Below are 23,741 nucleotides of genomic sequence, written 5' to 3' on the forward strand. Positions count from 1 at the left end.
CCGCGGTGCCTGTGGCAGTTCCGCCTGACCGTGGCGGGCCGGCACGATCCGCTATTCCCTGGTCCATGTCGAAGCCTGTACCACGACACGAAGGTCTTCGGAATGATTTTGTCCGTCGGGAGCTGCGGTTCATGGGGCGGGGAGATCTCACGGATAGGCAGTGGGCGGTGCTGGAGCCATTGTTGCCGAAGAGGATGAAGGTGGGGCGGCCGGCGATCTGGCCCCTGCCGACCGGCCCAACCGGCCAACCCACACATGCGTATCAGGCGTACGCCTCCCGGAGGAATCGCGCCTACCTGCGCCGACGGGGATTCCGCTGCACCATCCCCATCCCAGACAAAGCCGACCAGGCGCGCAACCGCAGGAAGCACGGTTCCCGTGGCGGCCGGCCACCGACGTTCGAACCAGAGGACTACAAGGCCCGACACGCGGTCGAGTGCGGCATCAATCGCCTCAAGAGGCATCGAGCCGTGGCCACCAGGTACGACAAACTCGCGGTCCGCTACGAGGCCACCGTGCTGGTCGCAGCCATCAACGAGTGGTTGTGACGTACTGATCCGACGACAACTCGAACACCCGCACTCGCCGACCGCAGGTGGGATTGACGGTCTCACGGACCGGATGCATCCCCAGTTTGGTCATGATCCGTTCGGAGGCGTCGTTGCCCACTTGAGCGATGCTGACCATCCGCTCCAGCCCTCGCTCTTCGAACCCGAACCGTACAGCGGCCGCAGCAGCCTCGGTGGCCAAGCCCTGCCCCCAGTGGGAACGCCCCAGCCGCCAGCCGACCTCAACCGCTGGCAGTACCTCCGGCAAGAAGTGGGGCACCGAATGGCCGGTGAACCCGGCCAGCTCGCCAGTGGACCGGATCTCCACGGCGAACAGGCCGAAGCCCTGTGACTCCCACTCGCTCTCCCATGCCTGGATCCCGCCGCGAGTCTGCTGTTCGTCACGGACGCTGCCGTCACTGATCCATCGCATGACCTCGGGGTCGGCATTGATGGCAGCCATGGGCGCAACGTCTTCCTCGCGCCAGCGACGCAGGATCAAACGGGGAGTCTCAAGCGTGATCATCCAATGATTCTGGAGCACCAACGGGTTCTCCACCATCCTCACCGGGCACTTTCGATACACGCCCTAGCCGAACCGGCGCCGGCCCCTGCTCTCTCTCCAAGTTCGCGAACACGAGCAGGAACGCCATCTCCGGCGACGTCAACCAACTCCGGCCCCCGCCGCGTGGCCCGAGTCCAAGATCCCGGATCAAGCTCTGTCACGGCGCCTGACAGTGAGGCCCGAGGGCTTCCGTCGATCAGGCGGGCGACTTGCTGGGCGTGTCCGCCCTCTTCCCGGATCTTCACCACGGTCGATACTGCGATGCAGATCCGTGCACCGACCACTGGTCCCCAGAACTGGTCCCCAAGTCAACCTCGCTGAGTTTTCGGCCCAGTTGGAGGAGACGCTTGTGTCATCGCCGACGGGGCATCAGCGACGCACGGCCGAGGACCGCCGCATGGTCAGGAGGCGGGTTAGCCAGGTCCGGTCACGGCGTGAGATCTCGCGACTCGCCGCCTGAGCTCGCGGATGGTGTCCTGCCATTGCCAGGAATCACTGCCGCACCACTCTGCTTCATCATCCGGCTGCCAGGCCGCCAGTTCGTCCAGGCGAGCGATCACCGTGGAGGTCTCGGTGCCGGGAATTCCGGTGCACCGGTCGAGTCGCCTTTTTTCTTGGTGGCCGGCGCGGCGCGGTCGCGGTGCGGCGCGGTCGCGGTGCGGCGCGGTCGCGGTGCGGTGCGGTGCGGTCGCGGTGCGGTGCGAGGGTCCGGCCAAGGAGTTCCTCGTTGGCTCCGTCGCCGTAGAAGTCGCCGGTGTCGAACATGGTGACGCCCGAATCGAGGGCCTCCAGCACAGTGGCTGTGGCCTCGCCCGGGTCAGCGGGGCCGTAGGCGCCGGTCATGCTCATGCAGCCGAGGCCGAGTCGGGAGACCGCCAGGCCGTCGGCTCCAAGGGAGGTGGGGATGCATCGTTCCTCCCTCACTTCGCCAGGGCTGCGTGGAGGAACGCGAGGATCTCTGCCTGGGCGGCCTCGGCCTGTGGTTCCAGGCCGGGCAGGGTGAGGAACGCATGCTTTGCTCCCGGATATTCGGAGAGTCGCACAGAGGTACCTGCCTGGCTCAGCCGCTGGACATAGCGGCGGCCGTGGTCGGCGACCGCGTCCTGGGTGGGTACCACCACGAGCGCTGGGGCGAGGTCGCTCAGGTCGTCTGCGTGCAGGGGCGAGAGTGCGCGGGCGTCGGCTCCGAGTGGAACGGCGAGTTGCTGAAACAGCCGCAGTTGCGGCAGGGCCCGGGTCGGGCTGTAGGCGTACTCAGCCATCGAGGGGTAGTCGAACATCGTCTCGGTCACGTCAACTGCGGGGTTGACCAGCACCTGCGCCGTGAGTTCCAGGCCGGCCTCTCTGGCCCGGAGAGCCGTCAGCGCGCTGATCAGCGCGCCGCAGCTCTCACCGAAGACGGCGACGCGCGCCGGGTCGACGCCCCACTGCGCTGCGTGCCGCACCACGTGCTGGAGCACGTCCCAGCCGTCGTCGGCGGCGTTCGCCAGCGGGCTGCCGGGGGCGAGGAGGCGGTGCTCGACCGAGACGACGAGGGCGGGCAGCCGCGCGGCGAGGTGGCTATTGGTCCAGTCGCACTGCACCGCGGTGCCCACGAAGCTGCCTCCGTGGACGTGGACCACGAGTGGCAGGTCGGTTCGGGCAGATGTTTCGTCGTCTCCTGCCGGGGCCGGCCGGTAGACCCGGACCGGGAGGGCGCGGCCAGGCAGCGCGATCTCCCGCCAGTCGATCGCGGCGCCGGGATCCGGGTCTCCGAGGATCGCCCGCGCCGCGCTGGAGGCTCGGAACCGGTTCTCCGCATCGCGGTAGACGAGCAGTTCCTCGGCCGTGATCACCGAGAAGTCCGGCTCCTGCGGCCGTGTCTCGGTAGTGGTCTCGCTCATGTGCCCCTCTCCCCTCCCGGCCGGACCCTGGGTACGCCGTGACCGGACCATGTAGTGCACTCGATTATGCACGCAGTGCGTGCACAGGCAAGCGCAAGCATGAGTGCATGGGTTAGGCTGAGCCCTGACGAGAGGAGCGGGATGACGGGCCGACGGCGATGGTCGACCGAGGAGATCCTGGACGCGGCGGCGGAACTGCTGCGCACGGGCGACGCCGAGTCGTTCAGCGTGCGCAAACTCGCCGCATCGCTCGGGACCGACTCATCCAGCCTCTACCGCCACTTTCGCAACAAAACTGAACTGCTGCGCGCCGTTGCCGATCGGATTCTGCTGGTCGCCATGGACGGTTATCGCCCCGTGGGCGACTGGAGGCAGCGCGTCACCGCCCTGGCCCTGCATCTGCGCGAGGCATTCGGCGAGCAACCCCAACTCGCCGCGGCGTGGGGACGCTACGGGTCCGGCGGCACCGGATCCCGCATGGTCATGGAGGAGCTGCTTCAGGCCCTCAGCGCGTCCGGTCTGCCCGACGAGGAGATCCCGGTGCGGTACCACCGCATCGTGCTCCTCCTCGCCGCGCTGATCGCCGCCGAAGCAGGTATCAGCACCATCGCCCCCAAGGAGTACGAACAGGGCATGGAGCAGTTCCGCGTCGCGGTGCTCGGCGCCGACCCTGAACGCTTCCCCGCCCTGGCCCGCTTCGCCCGCGACGTCCGCCCCCTCGGAGCAGACCGCCGCGCCGCATTCGAAGAGATGCTCGCCGCCCAACTCGCCCACATCGAGGCACAGATCCCCTGACGCGCCGGATCACACGACCGTGCGGTCGGGGCACGCCGCTGCCGCAGGTCCGGCGCCGGAGGCCGGGTGCAGGAGTCGCGGCCGAGGACGTTGAGGTGGTCGTAGTCCGACCGTCCGTATAACCGTGCCGGGGATGTGCCGCGTCTCGTGAGACTGAGCCAAGTGCCACCGACGTGAGACCGCTTGAAAGTAGATGGCCAGGAAGTTGGCCTATGTCACGGACGGCGAGACCCTACACATCCTGTGGGATCTCAAGTGCCGTGTCATTTCCTCCGGCCAGTATCACGCCCACGCCGTGTCACAGGTCAGTGGCTTACATCGAACACGCAGGCCGAGGAAATGACGCGGAATCCGAGACAGCCGACGGATGACACGGCGTGAGACAGCGCGAAAAGCCGCAGGCCACAGCGCTGCCGCATGAAGCCGAGCGCGGGACCCTACCAACGTCATGGCCAACAGCGTTCCGAGGGCCATCAGCAGTGGTCCCACCACCAGGAGATGCTCGGGTAGGGCAGGGGGCTGGTGTCGGTGGTCGACAGCGACGGTGCCCAGTAGGCGGGTGTCTTGGCGACGTCCTCCAGGACGATGCGATGTGCGGCTGACGGGTTGTAGCGCGGCGCGCACAGGGAGGCTTCGGTGTTGGCGACGATGAACTGACCGAGTCGCTCGATGAGGTACCGCAGGGGCGTCTTGGCCGAGGGCATCAGGCGCTCGCGCAGGCGGAGGAAGAGGAGCATCAGGCGGTCGCGCGTCTCGATCGCCGCGGCGACGGCTTGGTCGAAGGAGAGCCCACGAGCCGCTTGCAGGACGCCCACGAAATTCGGGGAAGTCTGGCCTTCTGCCTTTTCCTTTTGGTAGGAGGCGACATCGTTTTCCACTCCGACGACCAGAGTGCCAGCTTGGGGCAGGGCGTTGCGGGTGCGGTGGTGGAAGGCCAGGAGACCCAGGAGTGCGGCGGCGGCGAACCACAGCAGCTGCAGAGCGAGGTATGCGGGTACGGAGGTGGCGGAGAACCCGGCCGCAGTGGCGGCTTGCACGGAGCCGTAGGTGGGCAGCAAGCGTGTCAGCGGGCTGTCGGCGCCGGAGCTGACCATGGGGTTCTGCAGGGCGACGTCGATGACGCTGGTCATCACCAAGGCGAACATGCCCTCGACCTCGCGGCGCAGCAGGGATCCGAAGACCACGCCCATGGCCCCGTACGTCAGCGCGGCGCAGAACAGCGCGGCGGCCAGCAGGTAGGGCTGTTTTGGTGTCCAGGCGATGCGCATGGTCGCGGTGGCATAGGCGGCGAGGAGGGCGGAAGCCAGGACCAAGGAGGCGGCTTTGGCCATCACGAGATGGGTGCGGGGGTAGCCGGCCATGGCCAGGCGCCGGTCGAAGCGCCCGCCGGTGAAGGTGGCGGCGAACATCATGAAGCCGGTGACCAGGGTGACGGCGTTGAGGGCGCCGGTGATCTGAGTCAGCTCATTGCCGGCAGGCGCCAGCCTCTCTCCGGTGGAGGCCAGTTGGAAGGGAGCCACTCTGTCGGGAATGGTGAGGTAGACCAGGCCGACCCAGGTGGGAAGGAAGAAGACGACCAACAGCATGGCGAACCGGTTGCGGGCGTGTTCGACGAGGTCGTACCGGGTGGCTGTGGTGAACAGGTTCAGGTGTGTCCTCATGCTGGCGCCGCCGTCTCCAGACGCAGCGCCCCCGCCTCCAGGCGCCACAACTCATCGAGGCGTTCGGTGTCGTAGGCCAGATGAGAGACGACCAGGACGGAGCGGCCGGCGTCGCGCAGCTGGACGGCCAGTTCCCAGAATCGCTGATAGGTGTCCCAGTCGAAACCCTGGTACGGCTCGTCGAGCAGCAGCACCTGCGGGTCGTGCATGAGCGCGAGCGTGAGGTTCAGCTTCTGCCGGGTCCCGCCGCTGAGCGCCCCGGCGCGCACATCGGCGTACTGGGAGAACTGCAGAGTCTCCATGACTTTCTCGGCATGACGCAGGTCGGCAAGAGCGAAGGCCGTCTTGAAGAACTCCAGGTGCTGCCGGACGGTCAGGGCGTCGTTGAGGACCACATCCTGCGGGCAGTAGCCGAAACGCCCCCGGTGAAGGACAGCGCCACGATCCGCTCGCAGTTCACCTGCGAGGATCTTCAACAGGGTTGTCTTGCCGGCGCCGTTCTCGCCGACGATCCCTGCCAGCACGCCGGGCCCGAGGTCCAAGTCGATACCCCGCAGGACCACCCGCCGATGGTAGGCGTGATGCACCCCGCATACCTCCACCGCACCGCCCCCCAGCCCATCCAGAAAGTACTGTCACCATGTCATCCGGAAATTAGATGGCACGGAACACGGCCAGACCCACAGCCTTGACTCCAAACCGCCTGAAACGGTGAAACAGACGCACGACGTGGCTCGAAGAGGACATGCGGCAGCTGGCCGAGGAGCTGGGCTGCACACGGGCCACCTTTGAGACGAGCAACCGGCGCCTGGTTGAGGCGGACTGGCTTGCTGGTGATGCCCGCTGCTCCAGCCCTCCGGCCCGCTCGCACAAGCCCAGCCGCGCCACCAGGTTCTTGAGGTCGCTGCCATTGCCGTCAACTGCCGACCGCGGCGACCGCGCCGCGGCCCGGCGGACAATCTCCCTACGCACGGTCTCCTGCAGCCGCCGTTCGACCTGCCAACTGACACGGAGCCAGTCGTCCGTTCCGTGCTGACCTGCAACGTGCGGTGGCCGTCCATCTTGATTCATGCGCTGTTGGACTGGTCCAGTGCACCGCACGGAGTGTCCGGGGACCGGCTGTCTCTCGTGCCACGTAGATGTGACCGTGCTGCTCTGATTCCTCCGATCCAGCCGATGCTCGCGACAGCACGGCGGCAACTGCCCCCAAGGACAGTTGGACGAACGAACCGAGGAACTGGACGCGACACGTGCCGCCAACCGTGAACTGACCCGCGCGCTGAACCACACGCCGGAGGGAACGGGCCCGCCTACAGCCCGAAGGCCCCGCCCTCGATCAGGATGAGCAGACCGATCGGGGCGATGGGACGTGTCTGGCACCGCTTCACGAGCCGCCAACGGCCCTCGACGCTCAGGGGCGCATTCGCGTGGGGCACTCGTCGTCCTCTCGAAGTCAGACGACGGCCGACGCATGTATCCAGAGGGGCGCAGACGTCCCACCTGTCGTGCTCTCGGTCAGAGACGATCCGCGAAGTGCACCCCTTTGACCCGCGCTTTACCTGGACGTCGAGATCTGGCCCCTGCGCGAGCGCCCAGCTGCAGAAGGAGGCGCGAAAGCGCCCTGTCCCGAGCTGAGCCCGTCCAGCAGGAGGTCCCCGAGCTCGGAGAAGGCGTCACCGGCGGTCAGGCCGGTCCTCTCCAGGAGGACCCCCGACTGGACCGCGTCGATGGTGACTGCCACGACGTGGGCGGCGAAGTGGCCGTTGAGCGCGCGGAAAACGCCGGTCTGCACGCCATCCTCCGGCACGCTCACGGCCCACGAACCGAGCGACGGGGCTCCGTCCACGTACGTCTACGACCCGGCACGCCCCACGCCGGCCCTTGGTGGGCCGCTGCTCACCCTCGACGGCGGTGGCAAGGACAACGCCGACCTGGAGAGTCGCTCCGATGTGCGCACCCTGTACGAGGAGGCCATCCGTCAGCTGGCCCTCGAAAACGACGCCCTGCGCAGCGGCGGCACCGTTCTTCCCGTGCCCAACCGCAGCACGCCCGCGCCACGCGCGCCGTCCTGAATCCGGCACTGCCCCCAGAGGAGTCTGGCGTGATGAAGGACGCTGGGCGTGGCGCGCAGCCCACTACCGATGATCAAGGGAAGTTCATCAAGCCGTGCGTGTCGGCGGCATCCCGGCTCCCGCCCTCGTCGCGTCGGTGCCCCAGCTGGCCAGCAGTCGCAGTGCCTCCGCGGACGGGGAGCCCGGTTCGGCGTGGTACGTCGCCAGCATCTGTTCGTGGTCGTTGGCCACGTGGAACGACTCAAGGCGGAGGTCGAGTTCACCGACGAGCGGGTGGTGCAGGCGCTGGATGCCGTGACACCTGTCCTTGACGTCGTGGGTGGCCCACAGGCTCCTGAACTCTTCGCTCTTCACCGAGAGTTCGCCCACCAGCGCGGAAAGCCGGGCGTCGTTCGGATGGGAGCCGGCGTCCATGCGCAGCTGAGCGACGACGTCGCTGGCTTTGTGCTCCCAGTCCACAAACAGGTCGCGGTAATCGGGCCGCAGGAAGACCAGCCGCGCCCAGTTCTGCTCCCGCGTGGGCAACTCGGCCCATTCGCCGAAGACCGCCGCGGCCATCCGGTTCCAGGCGAGGATGTCCGAGCGCCGCCCCACGAGGATCGCCGGAACACCGTCCATGGTGTCCAGCAGCGTAAGCAGGTGGCCCCGCACCTGCTGGGCGCGGCCGGCCGGCTTCTTCTTCTGCTGCTTCGGCTTCGCCAGGTGCGTGAGGTGGGCGTGCTCGGCGTCGCTCAGCCTGAGCGCGCGGGCGATGGCGTCGAGGACCTCCGCCGACACGCTCTGCCCGTTGCCCTGCTCCAGGCGCGTGTAGTACGCCACCGAGACGTCCGCCAGCTGGGCCAGCTCCTCGCGGCGCAGCCCCGGCACCCTCCGGAACCGTCCGAAGTCCCGCAGCCCCACGTCCTCCGGCTTCAGCCGGGCCCGCCGGGTGCGCAGGAACTCACTCAGCTCGGCACGCGGGTCCAGAGCGCCGGCGGCAGCCTCGTGCACCGGCTCGGGGTGTTCGTCCATGTCTTCGAGTATCCACGGTCGGACGCACACCAGCCTGACCCAACCAGTGGTAGGCACCGCGCACGTACGCAAAGCCGTGACCTGGGTGAATACCGGATCACCCAGCACGCTGGAGACCGTGCCCGGCTGGAAGGCAGCCGGAGCGTGGCGTGCATCAAGAACGGAGTAAATCCCATGACCGCAACACAGGGGATCGAGTCGAGGCCGCACCGGACGGAAACGGCGGCGGAGGTGGTCGGCCGTCTACGGGCGACGTTCAACACCGGCGTCACCCGCCCACTGGACTGGCGCATCAACCAGCTGCAGCGGCTGCGGGCCCTGCTGGTGGAAAACGAGCAGGAACTGATCGAAGCGCTCTGGGCGGACCTGAGGAAGAACGCCGCCGAGGCGAAGATGCAGGAGATCGACTTCACCGTCGCCGACATCGATGAGGCACTGGCGAATCTCGAGAACTGGCTTCAGCCCCGCCCGGTGGAGGTTCCCGCCCACTTCGGTCCCACGACAACGGCCTACACCACGTACGACCCGCTCGGGGTCGTCCTGGTGATCGCTCCGTGGAACTTCCCGCTGCACCTTCTCATCGACCCCATCATCGGCGCCCTGGCCGCCGGCAACACCGTGGTGGCCAAGCCCAGTGAGATCTCGGTGCACACCTCGGCGGTCGCTTCACGCCTCCTGCGAGATTACTTCGACGCCGACGTGCTCACCGTCGTCGAGGGGGGCGCCGAGGAGACCACGGCCCTGCTGGCACAGCGCTTCGACCACATCTTCTACACCGGCAACGGCACCGTCGGCCGGATCGTCATGGCCGCAGCAGCCAAGAACCTCACCCCCGTCACCCTCGAACTCGGGGGCAAGTCACCCGTCTTCGTCGCACCCGACGCCGACGTGGACGAGACCGCGAAGCGGCTGGTCGGCGCCAAGTTCGGCAACGCCGGACAGCAGTGCATCGCCCCCGACTACGTTCTGGCCGATCCTGCCACCGCCGCCGCACTGGTTCCCGCCCTCCGCGCGGCGGTCGAAGCCCGGTTCGGCACCACCCCACAGAGCGCAGCCGACTTCGGCCGGATCATCAACGAGCGGCACTTCGACCGGCTCACCCGTCTGCTCGATTCCGGCCGGGCGGCGGTGGGAGGCCAGCACGACCGCGACGACCTGTTCATCGCACCCACCGTGCTCACCGATATCGACCCCGCCTCACCGGTCATGCAGGAGGAGATCTTCGGTCCCATCCTCGCCGTCGTCGAAGTCGCCGACCTCGACGCCGCCATCGCCTTCATCAACGAACGTGACAAGCCCCTCGCCCTCTACGCCTTCACCACCTCCGAGGCCACCAAGTCGCGCCTGGTGAACGAGACGTCCTCCGGCGGCGTCGCCTGGGGCCAGCCGGTGACGCAACTGCTCATGCCCGGCCTGCCCTTCGGCGGCGTCGGAGAGAGCGGCATGGGCCGCTACCACGGCCGCTACTCCCTCGAGACGTTCAGCCACCTCAAGGCCGTCGCGGACGTGCCGCTCAGCTAGGCCCGCGCCTTCGCGAAGCAGCCCGTCCGAGGGGCGATCGGCCGATGGAAGGGCCTCAAGCCGGTGAGAACGAGGAGCGCAGAGATCGCTGTTCCCGCCACCGCCGCGAGCGCGTTCCAGGTGAAGCCGTGTATCGGTCCTCCTCGCGGGGCGCGACGAGGGAGCCGGTCGCGGCGCGGCCCACAGACACCGATCCGTACCGACTCCGGCGGCGGCACCCATGACTTCGTCACCTGGCTGACCTCTGATCGTGCGCAAGGAGCGAACGCCCGTACTCCGGCGGGCAGTTGCACTTGAACGCCGTCGACGCCGACGGCACGCGGCTCTCACCGCGTTCGTCGCCAACACCACCCACACCCCGATCGCGGTCCTGGAACCGCATCACCGTCAGCGGGCCCGCGCCTGCCCGGAGGACCGCATCCGCGCCTCCGCCGGAACAGCGCGGACCTCCTGCGTCACAGACCTTCATCCCGTTTTCCCCGTATTGCAGAAAGAAAGAAACACATGACTGCCAACATTTCAGACGTTTCGCCCGTTCCATCGCTTTTCTCCCCCTTCTCCCTCGGGAAGATCGAGCTCGCCAACCGCATCGTCATGGCACCGATGACCCGGGTCCGGGCCGGTTCCTCCGGCATCCCCGGGGACCTCATGGTCGAGTACTACCGGCAGCGGGCGAGCGTCGGAATGATCATCACCGAGGGCACCTACCCCGACCACGCGTCGCAGGGGTATGTCGGTGAGCCGGGCATCGCCACCGACGAGCAGGCAGCCGGCTGGCAGCGGGTGTTCAAGGCGGTACACGCCGAGGGCGGCCGCATCGTCCTGCAGATCATGCACGCCGGCCGCGGCACCCACCCCGACATCAACGGCGGCCGCCGCATCCTCGCCCCCAGCGCGATCGCCATCGACAACAAGACGTTCACCGAGAAGGGCGAGCAGCCCTACCCCGTACCGGAAGCGATGACCACCGCAGAGATCCGGGCAGCCCTGGAGGACTTCGCCGCCGCAGCCCGCCGGGCCATCGAGGCGGGAGCGGACGGCGTGGAACTCCACGGCGCCAACGGCTACCTGCTCCAGCAGTTCCTCTCCCCGGCGGCCAACCAGCGCACCGACGAATACGGCGGCTCGCCGCAGAACCGCGCCCGCTTCGCCGTCGAGGTCGTCACGGCGGTAGCCCAGGCCGTCGGTGCCGAGCGGGTCGGGCTGCGGATCTCGCCGGAGGTCGACCTCGGGGATGTGTTCGAGACCGACCGGGACGACGTCCTGGCCACCTACGGCATCCTGCTCGACCAACTGCGCCCGCTGGGCCTGGCCTACCTCTCCGTACTGCACGCCGAACCGGGCGGCAACCTCGTACGGGAGCTGCGACGGCGCTTCGACGGCAAGCTGATCGTCAACAACAGCTTCGAGAGCCAGACCACCCGCGAGCAGGCGCTCCAGCAGATCGAGGCCGCCCACGCCGACGCCGTGGTCGTGGGCCGGGCCCTCATCGCCAACCCCGACCTGGTCGCACGCTGGCAGGGCGGCCACCCGGAGAACGAGCCGCGGCCGGAACTGTTCTACGGGCCGGGCGCCGAAGGCTACACCGACTACCCCTTCCTCGAAACGGCTTGAGGCCCACGGTCGCGCCTGTCCATGCGGCAGTCCCACCCACACATGGACAGGCGCCCGACCGGCGACACTGTGCCCGCCCCTTGAGCCCGCGGCCACACCGGCGATCACCGGCTCGAGGGCCGTCGGGTCCGTCAGGGCGTTGACGGCCCAAAGCGCCTGAACGTCGTCGAAGGCTGGAACGGCGCCAACGACTGGAGTCGATCGGCCCGATCCGGATTGCGGAAAGCTATTGCCTGGTGCCGGACGGACATGGCAGCGAAGCCCGACAACCGATCTGCCGGAGCGGGTCCGTCGCGTCGTGGCGGTCAACACCTACGACTTCCGCGGCGGGATCGCCCGCTCCAGCCTCCTGGCCCGCGTGGTGGTCAGCGGTGTCCTCACCCCCGGAGTGGGCCCGGTCATCGCAGGGGCGGAGCCCAAGCCCGCCCTCCGCACGATCCTCCAGGGCGGCCTCGGCGACAAGAGCGCCCTGCGGGACGACTACCTGGACGAACTCCTCCAGGTCGGCACCCGCCCCGGCTACCCGACCGTGGCGCGAGCCGTGTACCAGGCCCTGCCCAGCCTCATCACGGCCCGCTCGCGGTATCCCGAGGTCAAGGCCCCGTGCACTTCGTCTACGGGGAGAAGGACTTGTCCCGCACCTCGGACCGGGAGGCCAACAAGCAGCTCTTGCCGGCCGCCGACTTCACGCAGTTGCCGAAGGCCGGCCACTTCACCGCCCTGGAACGGCCCGACGTCCTGGCCGACGTGCTGAACGCGGCGGCGTGAGCGTCCCGAGACCGCCGTGGTCACCCCCGATCGGGGTGACGCGTAGGGGAGGGCCTGGCTTGACTCTGTCGGGGATCTTGGATTTTCCCGGTGCGGCAGCATGATCAACGGGCATGCTCGGGTGGTTCCGCCGACCGATGCAGCTGTTGAGGTGCCCGTTGTCCCTGCGCCCCCGTTCCGGTGAGCAAGTCCCGCCGTTGACTGCGCAGGTTGCGCGGGCGAGCAACCCGGGTGGTACGGCGGCGATATGGGTGCGTGACCGGCTGGACGGGCTGTGGTGCGACGAGGACTTTGCCGTGTCTGACCGGCGGCGCACGGCGCGCGGCCCCAGAACTCAGCGGGGCTGCGGGGCGCCGTGCCGCAGGCCGTCGTAAAGGAGGGGTCAGCGTTCCACGGTGCCGACGAGCCGGCCGCGGGCGAGGACAGGCGCAGTGATGGAGGGCAGAAGGACGCTGGGCCTTGCGCTGTCCAGTGCGGTCTTGCCCGCGGTCGCGCCCAGTGGGGTGGCAAGGGCGAAGAGTTGGAAGGTGTAGTGGTGGGGGCCGTGGCCCTTGATGGGTGCGGGTCCTTGGTATCCGCGTCCGATGACGGAGCGCAGTATCGTGACGCCGGGGGCTGGCTCTTTCGCGGCGAGGGCACCGGGGGCGAGGGAGCGTACGTCGGGGTCGATCAGGACGACGCAGTGGACCGCGGGCTTGGGGGTGGGGACGTCGGTGTCCTCGACGACCAGCAGGAACTGAGCGGTGCCGGTCGGCGGTGGATTCCAGGCGAGGTGGGGGGAGATGTTCCGGCCGCCTGCGTTCTTGGCGTGGTGCTCCGGCGGCATCGTGCCGAGGTGGTCGAAGCTGCGGCTGCTGAGGTCCAGTAGTTCGGGCCCGTGGAGGTTCGGGCGATTCCACGCGGCGTGGGCATCGCCTGACCTGCGGTTCTTCAGAAGTCGGCCGAGGATGGGCATGGTGGTGCTCCCAGCATGTCGGGGGTCTCATCGTGGGTTGCGGTTTCGCCGCGTTGAGGAAGACGCGGTTCGGTGTGGTGGCGTGTCTCGGTGTCCGTGCCGGTGCTGGTGGGGTCGACGTGTGTGGCGTGGGTGCGGACGCCACACACGTCGCCTGTCCCTCACTGGCACGTCAGACGGTCTGAGGTAGTTTGGTGGTTTCTGGCTTCCTGGGCGCTTCCGTCGGGGTGCGGCCTGGCAGCAGCAGGCTCAGGACGAGTGAGAGAGCTGTGAAGCCGGCTGCCCACCAGAACGCCTGGTCGAAGGCGTGGGCTGCCTGGGCCGCCGACCCCGTGTGGTGGCGCAGGGCGATGTCCAGGATGACGGCGAGCACGGCGACACCGAAGGACCCGCCGATCTGCTGGGTGATGCGGGTGATGATGCCGGCGTGCGGTATCTGCTCGCGCCGCAGGCCGACGAACGCGGCGGCTTGCAGGGGGATGGATACGGCGGCGAGGCCGAAGCCGCGGACCACCAGCACCGCCATCAGGAGCCACCTGTTCGTCGTGGTCGTGGCCAGGGCCAAGGGCACGGTGGACAGTCCCACGATGGCGAATCCGGCGCAGGCGACCCACCTGGCCCCGAACTTGTCGCTGAGTCCGCCGGCCAGCGGGCGGCTCAGGAGCGCGCCGAGGCCCAGTGGTGCGACCAGCAGGCCTGCTTGGAGCGCGTCGGCTCCGCGCACCTGCTGCCAGTACAGCGGCAGCAGCGCCATGCTGCCGTAGAGCGCGGCCCCCGACAGGAACATCGACGCGGACGCTGGGGCGAGCGGGCGGTGCGCAAGCAGCCGGACGTCGACCAGGGCGTCGCCGGAACGACGGATCGAATACAGGGCGAAGAGCAGCAGCAGGAGGGCGCCGGCCAGCAGCGGGGCGAACGAGTCCGTTCGGCCGAAGCCGCCGCCCCTCGCGGAGTTGGCCATTCCGAACAGGAACGCGACCAGGCTGGGTGAGAGCAGCAGCCAGCCGAGGGTGTCGAAGCGCGGCCGCGCGTCGGTGGTGTCCGGGTCCAGCATCCGCCAGGCGAGGACGAATCCGACTGCACAGAAGGGGACGTTCACCCAGAACAGCCACCGCCAGTCGAGCCAGTTCAACAGGACGCCGCCGATCACCGGGCCCGCGATCGGCCCTACCACGAACGGCAGGGTGACGATCGACATCGTGCGCCCCAGCGCCTTACCCGCCGCCGCCTGCATGATCAGTGTTGAGAACAGAGGGAGCATGAGTCCCCCGCCGAGCCCCTCGACGATCCGGAAGACGATGAGGCTCCCGGCGTTCCAGGCCAGACTGCACAGGACCGAGCCGACCAGGAACACGGCCAGCGCGAACATCCACACCCGCCTACCGCCGAAGCGGGACTGTGCCCAGCCCGCCAGCGGGATGGACACGCCGAGCGCCAGTAGGTAGCCGGTGCTCACCCACTGGATCGTGGAGATCGGCACGTGCAGCTCCTGCGAGAGGGTCTGCAGCGCGACGCTGACGATCGTGGTGTCGAACACCACGGCCAACGAGCCCACAATGAGCGCGACGGCGACTTTCATGACTTTCGGATCGATGCGATCCCCTGCGGTTGCCTTGGTCACGGCGGCCCCTGCCTCTCCTTCTCGCGCTGGGACTGGATGCCAGTCCTGGAAGAGCGCGGCGACCGCCCCGCTTCCCATTCGGTCGGGGATCAGATCCTTTGTGCCAGCCGATCGAGCAGTGGCGCGGCCACCGCGAGCTGTTCCAGCTCCCGCGGCGTGAAGCCGTCCGCAAGGGCCTGCGCGACCTGCTCGGTGCGGGAACTGCGCTTGTCCGCCAGCGCCTGTCGACCTGCGTCGGTCAGCGCTAGCAGTACGCGCCTGCCGTCCCGCGGATCGGCGCCGCGCTCGACCAGTCCGCGCGCTCGGAGACCGCCGAGCGTGGCCCCCATCGCCTGCGCGGTGATCTGCTCCTGCCGGGCCAGCTCCGCGGACGTTGTCGGGCCGATACGGTCCAGATGGGACAAGGCGACACGCTCGGGCATCGCGAGCTCGCCCTCGACACGCACCTGCCGCACACGCCTCAGCAGTGCGCCGACGCCGGCCAGCAGAGCGGTGGCGATCTCACGGGCATCCAGCTCCTCACTCATACAATCAACTTACCTTATCAACCTGCCTTATAAAAATCAGGACGCCACTGCCCCCGCCCTTGGCACTAGAGATTTGCCGGCTCGGCCCGACATGACTGAGGTGGGTCCATCCCGAGGGCCGCCTGTCGTCAAACGATCGTTTGACGACAGGCAGACGGGGTGTCCGATGACCCCGCGCAATCCGGGGGTTCGAGGCGGCCCGAATCCAATCAGATCCGATGGTGATCGCTGACAGGGTTTGACGACAGGTAGGGTCCGATCCTCCGTACGGAAGGGGCCCCTCGGTGGCGAACCTGGTCTATGAGCGGGTCTCGACCGACCAGCAGTCCACAGCCCGGCAGGACCTCGTCCTGGACGAAGCCGGGATCGAGGACCCGGTCGTCTTCGAGGAGGACCCGGGCACCTCCAGCCGCCTCCACCCGCTCCAGCGCCCGAGGTTCCGCGAACTGCTCACCTACGCGCGGCCGGGCGACACCGTGCACATCTCCGAGATGTTCCGCCTCGTGCGCGGCAACCAGCACATCCTCGACGTGCTCGACGTCCTGCACCGCGACCGCCTCGCCCCGCGCATCCACGACGGCGCGTTCTCCGCGATGGACCTGACCGCCCGCCACCCGCGTACCGGCGAGCTGCTGTTCACGGTGAAGTTCATGATGCAGACCCTCGCCGCCGCCGGCGAACTCCAGCGCGACCTCCAGCTCGAGCTGACGTACGACGGGCTGCGCACGGCCGAGGCCAAGGGCAGCAAGGGCGGGCGCCGCCCCGCCGTGGCGGCCGCGAAGGCCGATGACGTGCGCACGGCGTACCTGGAAGGCCGCTCGATCGCCGCCCTCGCCCGCGACCACCGGGTCAGCCGCGGCGCCATCCGTACGGCCGTCGCCGACCTCCTACCCGACCACTCCGCCGCCGAGGAGGCAGCACCCGCCCCGGAGTTGCCGGTCACCCTCGACATGCCCGGCAAGATCGCCGACTACCTCCGCACCATCGAGCTGGAGCCCGCCGAGCGTCCGTGCTCGACCAGGGGCAACCGTACGGCGCGGCCAGGGCTACACCCTGCGCGTCAGCGCCGTCCCCGCCGTACACCGCCAGCTCCTCGCCCGCTGCCAGCCGCTCGACGGCGGCCAGGGCGTCCCCGCAGTCCCGGCCCAGCGCAAGGCCCGCGGCGAGTACGAGAACCGCGTCAGCGCCCTCATGCCCTGACCAAGATCGTTCTCACCGATAACCGCTGTACCGATGTTCCCCGAGCCGTGCTCCTGGCCGCAGCCCTCGACAAGCGCCCCATCACCGACATCATGCAGTGGCTCGCCTTCCCCGCCGACCGCACCCCGCTGGACATCCTGCGCGACCATGGCTTTGCCGCCGTCGCCGCTCAGCTCAAGGGCACCGTCGAAGGGCCGCCCGAGACCCGAGACGGCATCTACGAGACCGCCCAGCAGTACGCCTCCGCGCTCCTCAATGCGGAAATCGCCGCGTGGGTGACCCCGCAGAAAGACGTCCCGGAATTCCGGCCGGAGCAGTTCGTCACCTCCACCGACACGCTGTTCCTGCCCATCAAGGACGGCGGAGGCGGAGCCTCGGCCCTGATCGCCGCGTGCGCGGACTCCGTGATGCGGGCAGCGACCGCGCAGGCCGAACGCGCAGGCGGACGCCTCGACCCGCCCATGCTCGCGATCCTCGACGAGGCAGCCAACGTGTGCCAAATTTCGGACCTCCCGGATCTGTACTCCCACCTCGGCAGCCGCGGGATCATCCCGATCACCATCCTGCGGTCCTACCGCCAGGGCCAGAAGGTCTGGGGAGACGCGGGCATGGACGCCATGTGGTCCGCCTCGACCGTCAAGGTCATCGGCTCCGGCATCGACGACCCCGACTTCGCGGACAAGCTCAGCCGCTTGATCGGCGACCACGACGTGGAGACCACGTCCACCTCGCACTCGGAGTCCGGGAAGTCGACCTCGGTCAGCATGCGACAGGAGCCGAGGAAGTGTCCGCGGCGTCCACCCGCGCGTCGCAGGCGATCACCGCCCGAGCCGTCGCGAAGCACGCACCGACGCAGTCCGACTTCGGGAAGGCCGCGTGAGCGACGCCCCGCTGCACCTGGTGGCAGCCGTATGACCTTTTCGGCTTTCGTACTTCGGTGATGGCGGCACCAGCCAGACCTGGACCCAGAGTTCACGCACCGACACCCCGCCGATCGCCCAGCTACTCGGCCCCGACGACCGCGATGTCGTGCGGCGACCGCGGATCGATTTCGTAGTGGGTGCCGAACTGGCTGCTGAACCCGACCACCCGCACGGTCTGCCCCGGCTTCAGGCCGGAGACGTCGATGCCCGTTTGCACGTTGACGAAGACCAGCACGGGGCCCGAACCGTCGTCGACAGACAGCTTGTACCCGTAGGGCAGGTCGCTCGTCGGCCCTTGGGTGATCCTGCCGACGACCTTGACGAGCCGCCCCTCGGTGGCCTCTGCGACCGCGGCGGTGCCGACCCGCTCCGGTTTCACCGCCCGGCCCCCGGGCCGGAGTTCGACGTCGGAAGGATCGGCCGGCACCAGGGTCAGCAGTCCGGAACTGTCCCGGAGCGTGCCGGTGATGCGTGCGCGCTGACACGGGTACGCATGCACGTCGCTCTGCAGGCTGACGTAGATGCCGGCGCTCTTGTCCTGGAGGCCGAACCCCTTGTCGCCGAAGCTGGATTCGAAGGCTCCGGAGGGAGTCGTCACCGCGCCCTTCACGGTGACCACGGTCCCCACCGGCAGGCTGCGGGCCTGGGCGATCGAGACCGTCTTCGTCTGCGGCACGGCAAACGCCGAACCGGCCCCCAGCGCGGGCGCCGCCATCAGGGCGAGCAGGGGTGCGAAGAGCAGCGTGAGAAGCCGACGAGTCAGGCCCATGAACGCACGGTCCTTTCCGAAAACTGACAACAGCCGTCGAACGATCCTACGAGTCCTGAGAGACAGGCGAGGCGCCCGTGGCCCATCCCAGGTCACTCCACACCGGACGGCAAGGTCACGTTCCCGCCGAACGCACCACGGTTGTCGGCCCGTACCTCCTGACTCACCGTGATGTCCCCGCCTTCGAAGGGCACAAGGAAGGTGAACGCGTACCGGTGTACCGGCGTACCGCGACCCGGTACTCCTGCGCCCCGCCGACCAGATCCCATGTCTCGCTGAAGCTCTTGAGCGCGATCCGACCGTCGGTCGCCGTCACCCCAGCCTTGCGCAACTGAGCCAGCGTGGGCATCCGGACGCGCTGACGTGAAGTACTGGTAGCGCAGTACGGCAGTCGGCGGCGGACGCATCTCAACCGCCGTCCTGCGCGATGCCGCACACTGGGACGACGTGGTCACCAAGCTCGGCTACGGGCACCCGCGCCGCCACGACCTCCGGCACACCGGACTGACGTGGTCCGCCGACACGGGCGTGCAGGTACACGTCCTGCGCAGGATCGCCGACCACGGCTCCCTGACCACCACCACAGCGCTAACCTGCACCCCGACGTAGGCAAGATCACGACCGCCGGGGCGGCGCTCTCCGCACACCTCAGCGTGCTGCGCGCACCTCGCTCACTGCCGAGCCCGATCGCCGTGACCCGCTGACCTGGGTCAAGGACGCCGGTCCCCAACTGGTCCCCAAGAATGATCAAGGGCCGGTTTCGGATGCTCCGAAACCGGCCCTGACCCGCGACCGTCTCCAGTCGGGACGACAGGATTTGAACCTGCGACCCCTTGACCCCCAGTCAAGTGCGCTACCAAGCTGCGCCACGTCCCGGTGCGCTTCCCGCGGTGAACCGCGTGATCGCGCGGACAGCACTTTACCCCACGTGCGGGGTGGCACCGAAGCGGGCGGGGGCGCGCGACAATCGGGCGTATGGGCAGTACGGAACGCAGGGGCAGCGCGTCGTCGGGCCAGGTGGCCGGGGCGCGGGACCGGGACGGTGAAGGTCGGGCACGCAACGCGCGGCCGCGGGACGGGCTCGGACGGCCGCTGCCGTACGACGCGGACGGGGTGGCCCGGCAGCCCGAGGGCGTGGTGCGTGCCCCGGAGCAGAGTGTCGCCGAGGCGCAGGAGCTGCTGGACGCCGGTAAGCCCTTCCATGCGCATGAGGTGTTCGAGGATGCGTGGAAGTCGGGGCCGGAGGAGGAGCGGGAGCTGTGGCGGGGTCTGGCCCAGGTCGCCGTGGGGCTCACCCATGCCGCCCGGGGGAACGTCACCGGCGGCGCCCGGCTGCTGCGGCGGGGCGCCGGGGCCATGGAGCAGTGGGCGACGGAATCGGGGCGGCAGCGGCCGTACGGGATGGATCTGGTGGGCTTGATCGGCTGGGGGCGTGAGCTGGCGGACGACGTGGAGGGCGGGGGCGGGGCCGTCGATGCCGGGGCCCGGGCGCCGCGGCTGCGCGGGCGGACGCCGTAGACCTGGTGTTGCACGGGCGGGCCGCCGTCGGGCATGCGGCCGCCCGTACCCGCTCGGTAGGGACGCGGTGTACGGACTGTCAGTGGTGTGCGGCAGACTCGGGGTGTGCGAAAGATTCATGTCATCGGTATCGGCGCGGGCGACCCCGACCAGCTCACCCTGCAGGCGGTCAGGGCGCTGCGGAGTACGGACGTGTTCTTCATTCTCGAGAAGGGCGAGGTGAAGGACGACCTCACCCGCCTGCGCCGGGACATGCTCGACGCACACATACCGGCCGGGGCGTCGTACCGGGTGGTCGAGGCGCGGGACCCGGAGCGGGACCGTAAGGCGGGTGGTGCGGCCTACTCCCCCGCCGTCGGTGACTGGCGCACGGCCCGCGCCGACATCTACGAGCGGCTGATCGCCGAGGAACTGGGCGAGGACGAGAGCGGCGCGTTCCTGGTGTGGGGAGACCCGGCGTTGTACGACAGCACGATCGGGATTCTGGAGGAGGTGCGGGATCGGGGTGCCGTCGAGTTCGAGTACGACGTGGTGCCCGGCATCAGCAGTGTCTCCGCGCTCGTCGCCCGGCATCGTACGGGGCTGAACCGGGTGGCCCGGCCGGTCCAGATCACCACCGGGCGGCGGCTCGCCGAGGGCTTCCCGGAGGGCGTGGACGACGTGGTCGTGATGCTGGACGCCCACCAGACCTTCCGCCAATACGCCGACGAGGACATCGACATCTACTGGGGCGCGTACATCGGTACCCCGGACGAGATCCTCGCCTCCGGGCCGATCGGTGAGGCCGCGCCGCGGATCGAGCGGCTGCGGGCCGAGGCCCGGGAGCGCAAGGGGTGGATCATGGATACGTACCTGCTGCGCCGCAACCCCGGGGAGTGACCGGCGGGAGCCGTGGCAACTGCGCCACCGGGCCGGACCGGTGCCACATGCGGCGGTAGCCACTCAGAGCAGCGCCCGGCCCGGACGGCGGGCGCCCGGGGCCGGACCTACCCGGAACGGCGTCTGGTCTGCCGCTCCTGCGGCCGCATCGGCATCGGCCCGCGCGATGCGGCGGTCCGGCCAGAGATGCTGCCGGCCGACCACGGCCCTGTGGCTGCGGGTGGAGACCAGGCACGGTGAGCTGTGGGCGTACAACCTCGAACACCTCGACCTGATCAGGCGGTTCGTCGCCACCGAGCTGCGGGAGCGGGCGCCCTGGTACGACATCGGGCAGAGGATGACGCTCGTCGCGAGGCTGCCCGCCTGGATCGAGAGCGCCGAGAACCGCGGCGAGGTACCGCGCGCGATCGACCGGCTGCGAGCGTCGGTCACGACGGGCCGAACCCCAGCCGGGCGAGGGCCTGCGGCACGTCGGGGACGGCGGTCACGCCCTCCGGCAACGATGGCCTTCGTACGACCACGACCGGCAGCCGGAGCCCTCGGGCGGCCGTGAGCTTGGCGGCTGTCGCCGCTCCCCCGCTGTCCTTCGTCACCAGCACGTCGACCAGGTACTCGCGCAGCAGCGCCGTCTCGTCGTCCACCGTGAACGGCCCGCGCGCCAGCAGCACTTCGGTGTGCGCCGGCATCGGTGGTTCGGGAGGTTCCACGGACCGTACGACGAAGTGGCGGTCCGTCAGGTGGGCGAAGGCGGCCAGGCCAATGCGTCCCGTGGTCAGGAAGACACGGGGGCCGAAGCGCGGCAGCAGGTCCGCCGCCGCGGCGAGGGACGGGACCAGGTGCCAACGGTCCTCGGGGCCGGGCTGCCAGCCGGGCCGGCGCATGACGACCGCCGGGACGCCGGTCGCCGACGCGGCCTGCGCCGCGTTCGCCGTGATCGCCTCGGCGAAGGGGTGAGTCGCGTCGACGAGGGCGTCCACGCGCTGCTCGCGCAGCCATGCGGCCAGCCCTGCCGCGCCGCCGAAGCCTCCGACGCGTACGTCGCCCGACAGCGCGCCCGGCCGTGTCACCCGCCCCGCGAGCGAGGTCGTGACGCGTACGCCGGGGAGCGCCGCGAGCGCGGCGGCCAGTTCGCGGCCCTCGGTGGTGCCGCCGAGGATCAGGACGTGGGGGGACATGGGTGCGAGCGTACGAGGTCGTCGACGGACGTGAGTTTGGGGGATGCGGGACGGCCGCCCGGCGCCGGCACCGGGCGGCCGTCCTGTGTACGTGCCGTCGTCAGCCCTGGCGGGCCTTGAAGCGGGGGGCTTTCTTGTTGATCACGTACACCACGCCCCGTCGGCGGACCACCTGGGCGCCGGGCTTGGACTTCAGTGAGCGCAGGGACTTGCGTACCTTCATGGTTCTGCTCTCCTCGGGCAGGGCGCGGGACCGCGTCAGTGACGGGTCGCCGTGGAGCGGCCGTAGCGGCGCTCGAAGCGCTCCACCCGGCCTGCCGTGTCCAGGACCCGCGACCTGCCCGTGTAGAAGGGGTGGGACGCCGAGGAGATCTCGACATCGATCACGGGGTAGGTGTTGCCGTCCTCCCACTCGACCGTCTTCGACGAGTCGGCGGTGGAGCGGGTCAGGAACGTGACGTCCGCGGTGCGGTCGCGGAAGACCACGAACCGGGAGTCGGGATGAATGCGGGGCTTCATGGGGTTTCCTTTCCGGGGCCGCGGCCCGGAGGTTGGTTCCTCGGGGCCTCGGCCTGGTCGTCGCGTGCTGCTTCAGCGCTCCTCGCGGAACTCGACGTGCGCGCCGGCCACCGGGTCGTACTTGCGCAGGACGAGTCGGTCGGGGTCGTTGAGGCGGTTCTTGCGGGTCACGTAGGTGACGCCGGTTCCGGCCGTCGACGTCAGTTTGACGACGGGGCGCGCGGTGCTGCGTGCCATGAGGTTCTCCCTTCGCCCACGCCACGGATCCTTGATCCGAGCATGTCAATCACAGCTCGTCAAACAACGCCTTCGGCCGTCGCATTCCCGGGTGGCGCATCACGGGATGGCGCACCATGGGATGGCGTCGCGTGCGCGGTTATCGTCCAGGCATGGCGTCAGTACCTGAGTCCGTGCATGAGTCCGTGCGTGCTGTCCTGATCGACATCGACGGGGTGCTCACCGTGTCGTGGAAGCCGTTGCCGGGGGCGGTGGAGGCGTTGCGGGAGATCCGGGAGGCGGGGTTCGGGGTCGCGCTGGTCACCAACACGACGTCGCGGACCCGGGCGTCGATCGCCGGGACCCTGCGGGAGGCGGGGTTCGCGGTCGACGCGGAGGACATCCTCACCGCGCCCGTCGCCACCGCCGCGTATCTCGCCGAACACTGTCCGGGGGCACGGTGTGTGCTGCTGAACAGCGGGGACATCCGGGAGGACCTCGACGGGGTCGCGCTGCTCGACCCCGATGATGCGGAGAGCGTGCCGGATGTCGTGATCGTCGGGGGCGCGGGGCCCGAGTTCGACTACGCGGCGCTCAACGGGGCCTTCGGGTATCTGCAGCGCGGGGCCCGGCTGATCGCCGTACACCGGAATCTGTACTGGCGTACCGACGCCGGGCTGCAGCTCGACTCCGGGGCGTTTCTCGTCGGGCTGGAGCTGGCGGCCCGGACGGAGGCCGAGGTGACCGGAAAGCCGTCGGCGGCGTTCTTCGAGGCGGCGCTGGCCCGGCTCGGGGTCGCGGCGGGTGAGGCGCTGATGGTCGGGGACGACATCGAGTCCGATGTGCTGGCGGCACAGCGCGCCGGGATCACCGGAGTGCTGGTGAAGACCGGGAAGTATCTGCCCGAGACTCATCGGGAGGCGAGCCATGCGCCTGATCACGTCATCGAGTCGTTCGCGGATCTGCCGGGGCTGCTGCGGGGCTCTGCGGAGCAGTGATCG

Annotated in this window: 23 protein-coding genes, 1 tRNA gene and 6 pseudogenes; 13 read left to right on the forward strand and 17 right to left on the reverse strand. The window is 69.2% G+C overall.

Translation table 11 applies throughout. The annotated features are described in order from the left end of the window. Positions 1 to 167 precede the first annotated feature (167 nt). Positions 168 to 548, forward strand: a pseudogene (locus LJ657_RS49420) (transposase family protein); the annotation flags it as partial. Here the strand turns inward: LJ657_RS49420 and LJ657_RS39575 are convergent. The 3 genes from LJ657_RS39575 to LJ657_RS39585 all read right to left on the reverse strand — a co-directional run bounded on the left by LJ657_RS39575 (position 532) and on the right by LJ657_RS39585 (position 2,996). After that, positions 532 to 1,074, reverse strand: a complete 543-nt coding sequence (locus LJ657_RS39575) for a GNAT family N-acetyltransferase (RefSeq protein WP_269787470.1) — start codon at positions 1,072 to 1,074, stop codon at positions 532 to 534. The pseudogene LJ657_RS49420 and the gene LJ657_RS39575 overlap by 17 nt on opposite strands. Positions 1,075 to 1,629: 555 nt before the next feature. Beyond that, a complete protein-coding gene (locus LJ657_RS48785; RefSeq protein ID WP_308117123.1) occupies positions 1,630 to 2,037 on the reverse strand; it encodes an aldo/keto reductase in 408 nt (135 codons plus the stop codon). Further along, positions 2,034 to 2,996, reverse strand: a complete 963-nt coding sequence (locus LJ657_RS39585; protein WP_232654525.1) for an alpha/beta hydrolase — start codon at positions 2,994 to 2,996, stop codon at positions 2,034 to 2,036. The genes LJ657_RS48785 and LJ657_RS39585 overlap by 4 nt, the downstream gene beginning before the upstream one ends. Positions 2,997 to 3,137: 141 nt before the next feature. Between LJ657_RS39585 and LJ657_RS39590 the strand changes: the two genes are divergently transcribed. Then, on the forward strand, positions 3,138 to 3,791 hold the full coding sequence (locus LJ657_RS39590; protein ID WP_232654526.1) for a TetR/AcrR family transcriptional regulator: 654 nt from the start codon (positions 3,138 to 3,140) through the stop codon (positions 3,789 to 3,791). A 473-nt stretch (positions 3,792 to 4,264) separates the two neighbouring features. Here the strand turns inward: LJ657_RS39590 and LJ657_RS39595 are convergent, their stop codons facing one another. The 3 genes from LJ657_RS39595 to LJ657_RS48395 form a co-directional block, all read right to left on the reverse strand. After that, the gene (locus LJ657_RS39595; protein ID WP_232654527.1) at positions 4,265 to 5,452 is read right to left on the reverse strand and encodes a terpene synthase family protein; all 1,188 of its coding nucleotides are present in this window, start codon (positions 5,450 to 5,452) and stop codon (positions 4,265 to 4,267) included. Then, positions 5,449 to 6,054, reverse strand: coding sequence for an ATP-binding cassette domain-containing protein (locus tag LJ657_RS39600; RefSeq protein ID WP_232654528.1), 606 nt, complete (start codon positions 6,052 to 6,054; stop codon positions 5,449 to 5,451). The genes LJ657_RS39595 and LJ657_RS39600 overlap by 4 nt, the downstream gene beginning before the upstream one ends. Before the next feature lie 708 nt (positions 6,055 to 6,762). After that, positions 6,763 to 6,888 (reverse strand): hypothetical protein, encoded by a 126-nt coding sequence (locus LJ657_RS48395; protein WP_269787471.1) that lies wholly within the window; start codon positions 6,886 to 6,888, stop codon positions 6,763 to 6,765. A gap of 291 nt (positions 6,889 to 7,179) precedes the next feature. Here LJ657_RS48395 and LJ657_RS39605 point away from each other — a divergent pair, with 291 nt between their 5' ends. Beyond that, complete coding sequence (locus tag LJ657_RS39605; RefSeq protein ID WP_232654529.1) at positions 7,180 to 7,524, forward strand: hypothetical protein; 345 nt, start codon at positions 7,180 to 7,182, stop codon at positions 7,522 to 7,524. A gap of 87 nt (positions 7,525 to 7,611) precedes the next feature. Here LJ657_RS39605 and LJ657_RS39610 read toward each other — a convergent pair whose 3' ends face one another. After that, entirely contained in the window at positions 7,612 to 8,535 is a 924-nt protein-coding gene (locus LJ657_RS39610; RefSeq protein ID WP_232654530.1) for a helix-turn-helix transcriptional regulator, read from the reverse strand. 174 nt (positions 8,536 to 8,709) lie between these two features. Here LJ657_RS39610 and LJ657_RS39615 point away from each other — a divergent pair, with 174 nt between their 5' ends. The 4 genes and pseudogenes from LJ657_RS39615 to LJ657_RS48790 form a co-directional block, all read left to right on the forward strand. Beyond that, positions 8,710 to 10,056, forward strand: coding sequence for an aldehyde dehydrogenase family protein (locus LJ657_RS39615; RefSeq protein WP_232654531.1), 1,347 nt, complete (start codon positions 8,710 to 8,712; stop codon positions 10,054 to 10,056). Between the two features lie 150 nt (positions 10,057 to 10,206). Continuing rightward, a pseudogene (locus LJ657_RS39620) lies at positions 10,207 to 10,495 on the forward strand (hypothetical protein); the annotation flags it as partial. Between the two features lie 65 nt (positions 10,496 to 10,560). Next, positions 10,561 to 11,670 (forward strand): alkene reductase, encoded by a 1,110-nt coding sequence (locus LJ657_RS39625; protein ID WP_232654532.1) that lies wholly within the window; start codon positions 10,561 to 10,563, stop codon positions 11,668 to 11,670. 271 nt (positions 11,671 to 11,941) lie between these two features. Next, positions 11,942 to 12,438: pseudogene (locus tag LJ657_RS48790) on the forward strand (alpha/beta fold hydrolase); the annotation flags it as partial. Positions 12,439 to 12,820: 382 nt separating this feature from the next. Here LJ657_RS48790 and LJ657_RS39635 read toward each other — a convergent pair. The 3 genes from LJ657_RS39635 to LJ657_RS39645 form a co-directional block, all read right to left on the reverse strand. Then, positions 12,821 to 13,393 carry a YbhB/YbcL family Raf kinase inhibitor-like protein gene (locus LJ657_RS39635; RefSeq protein ID WP_232654534.1) on the reverse strand — a complete coding sequence of 191 codons (573 nt, stop codon included), beginning with the start codon at positions 13,391 to 13,393 and terminating at the stop codon, positions 12,821 to 12,823. A gap of 172 nt (positions 13,394 to 13,565) precedes the next feature. Further along, positions 13,566 to 15,014 carry an MDR family MFS transporter gene (locus tag LJ657_RS39640; protein ID WP_232654535.1) on the reverse strand — a complete coding sequence of 483 codons (1,449 nt, stop codon included), beginning with the start codon at positions 15,012 to 15,014 and terminating at the stop codon, positions 13,566 to 13,568. Between the two features lie 89 nt (positions 15,015 to 15,103). Further along, on the reverse strand, positions 15,104 to 15,541 hold the full coding sequence (locus tag LJ657_RS39645) for a MarR family winged helix-turn-helix transcriptional regulator (protein ID WP_232654536.1): 438 nt from the start codon (positions 15,539 to 15,541) through the stop codon (positions 15,104 to 15,106). A gap of 284 nt (positions 15,542 to 15,825) precedes the next feature. Between LJ657_RS39645 and LJ657_RS39650 the strand changes: the two are divergent. Both LJ657_RS39650 and LJ657_RS39655 read left to right on the forward strand, forming a co-directional pair. Next, positions 15,826 to 16,227, forward strand: a pseudogene (locus tag LJ657_RS39650) (recombinase family protein); the annotation flags it as partial. 561 nt (positions 16,228 to 16,788) lie between these two features. Then, positions 16,789 to 17,621 (forward strand): annotated as a pseudogene (locus tag LJ657_RS39655) (type IV secretory system conjugative DNA transfer family protein); the annotation flags it as partial. 122 nt (positions 17,622 to 17,743) lie between these two features. Here LJ657_RS39655 and LJ657_RS39660 read toward each other — a convergent pair. Continuing rightward, positions 17,744 to 18,433, reverse strand: coding sequence for a hypothetical protein (locus LJ657_RS39660; protein ID WP_232654537.1), 690 nt, complete (start codon positions 18,431 to 18,433; stop codon positions 17,744 to 17,746). Positions 18,434 to 18,817: 384 nt separating this feature from the next. Here LJ657_RS39660 and LJ657_RS39665 point away from each other — a divergent pair. Further along, a pseudogene (locus tag LJ657_RS39665) lies at positions 18,818 to 19,137 on the forward strand (site-specific integrase); the annotation flags it as partial. Positions 19,138 to 19,235: 98 nt separating this feature from the next. On the opposite strand, the gene LJ657_RS39670 reads toward LJ657_RS39665, so the two are convergent. Then, positions 19,236 to 19,309: transfer RNA gene (locus LJ657_RS39670), tRNA-Pro, on the reverse strand. 99 nt (positions 19,310 to 19,408) lie between these two features. Between LJ657_RS39670 and LJ657_RS39675 the strand changes: the two genes are divergently transcribed. After that, positions 19,409 to 19,951 carry a DUF309 domain-containing protein gene (locus LJ657_RS39675; protein ID WP_232654538.1) on the forward strand — a complete coding sequence of 181 codons (543 nt, stop codon included), beginning with the start codon at positions 19,409 to 19,411 and terminating at the stop codon, positions 19,949 to 19,951. A gap of 105 nt (positions 19,952 to 20,056) precedes the next feature. Beyond that, positions 20,057 to 20,830, forward strand: a complete 774-nt coding sequence (cobF, locus tag LJ657_RS39680) for a precorrin-6A synthase (deacetylating) (RefSeq protein ID WP_232654539.1) — start codon at positions 20,057 to 20,059, stop codon at positions 20,828 to 20,830. A 63-nt stretch (positions 20,831 to 20,893) separates the two neighbouring features. Here the strand turns inward: cobF and LJ657_RS49185 are convergent, their stop codons facing one another. The 5 genes from LJ657_RS49185 to rpmG all read right to left on the reverse strand — a co-directional run bounded on the left by LJ657_RS49185 (position 20,894) and on the right by rpmG (position 22,761). Further along, on the reverse strand, positions 20,894 to 21,262 hold the full coding sequence (locus LJ657_RS49185; RefSeq protein WP_372488035.1) for a hypothetical protein: 369 nt from the start codon (positions 21,260 to 21,262) through the stop codon (positions 20,894 to 20,896). Continuing rightward, positions 21,259 to 22,005 (reverse strand): cobalt-precorrin-6A reductase, encoded by a 747-nt coding sequence (locus LJ657_RS39690; RefSeq protein WP_232654540.1) that lies wholly within the window; start codon positions 22,003 to 22,005, stop codon positions 21,259 to 21,261. The genes LJ657_RS49185 and LJ657_RS39690 overlap by 4 nt, the downstream gene beginning before the upstream one ends. A gap of 100 nt (positions 22,006 to 22,105) precedes the next feature. Continuing rightward, complete coding sequence (ykgO, locus tag LJ657_RS39695; protein ID WP_232654541.1) at positions 22,106 to 22,228, reverse strand: type B 50S ribosomal protein L36; 123 nt, start codon at positions 22,226 to 22,228, stop codon at positions 22,106 to 22,108. Positions 22,229 to 22,263: 35 nt separating this feature from the next. Then, entirely contained in the window at positions 22,264 to 22,524 is a 261-nt protein-coding gene (locus tag LJ657_RS39700) for a type B 50S ribosomal protein L31 (protein ID WP_232654542.1), read from the reverse strand. A 72-nt stretch (positions 22,525 to 22,596) separates the two neighbouring features. Beyond that, complete coding sequence (gene rpmG / locus LJ657_RS39705) at positions 22,597 to 22,761, reverse strand: 50S ribosomal protein L33 (RefSeq protein ID WP_232654543.1); 165 nt, start codon at positions 22,759 to 22,761, stop codon at positions 22,597 to 22,599. 152 nt (positions 22,762 to 22,913) lie between these two features. Here rpmG and LJ657_RS39710 point away from each other — a divergent pair, with 152 nt between their 5' ends. After that, on the forward strand, positions 22,914 to 23,738 hold the full coding sequence (locus LJ657_RS39710) for an HAD-IIA family hydrolase (protein WP_232654544.1): 825 nt from the start codon (positions 22,914 to 22,916) through the stop codon (positions 23,736 to 23,738). Positions 23,739 to 23,741: the final 3 nt, after the last annotated feature.

Origin of the sequence: Streptomyces guryensis, from assembly GCF_021261325.1 — a bacterium.
In the GTDB taxonomy this organism is placed as follows: Bacteria; Actinomycetota; Actinomycetes; order Streptomycetales; family Streptomycetaceae; genus Streptomyces; species Streptomyces guryensis.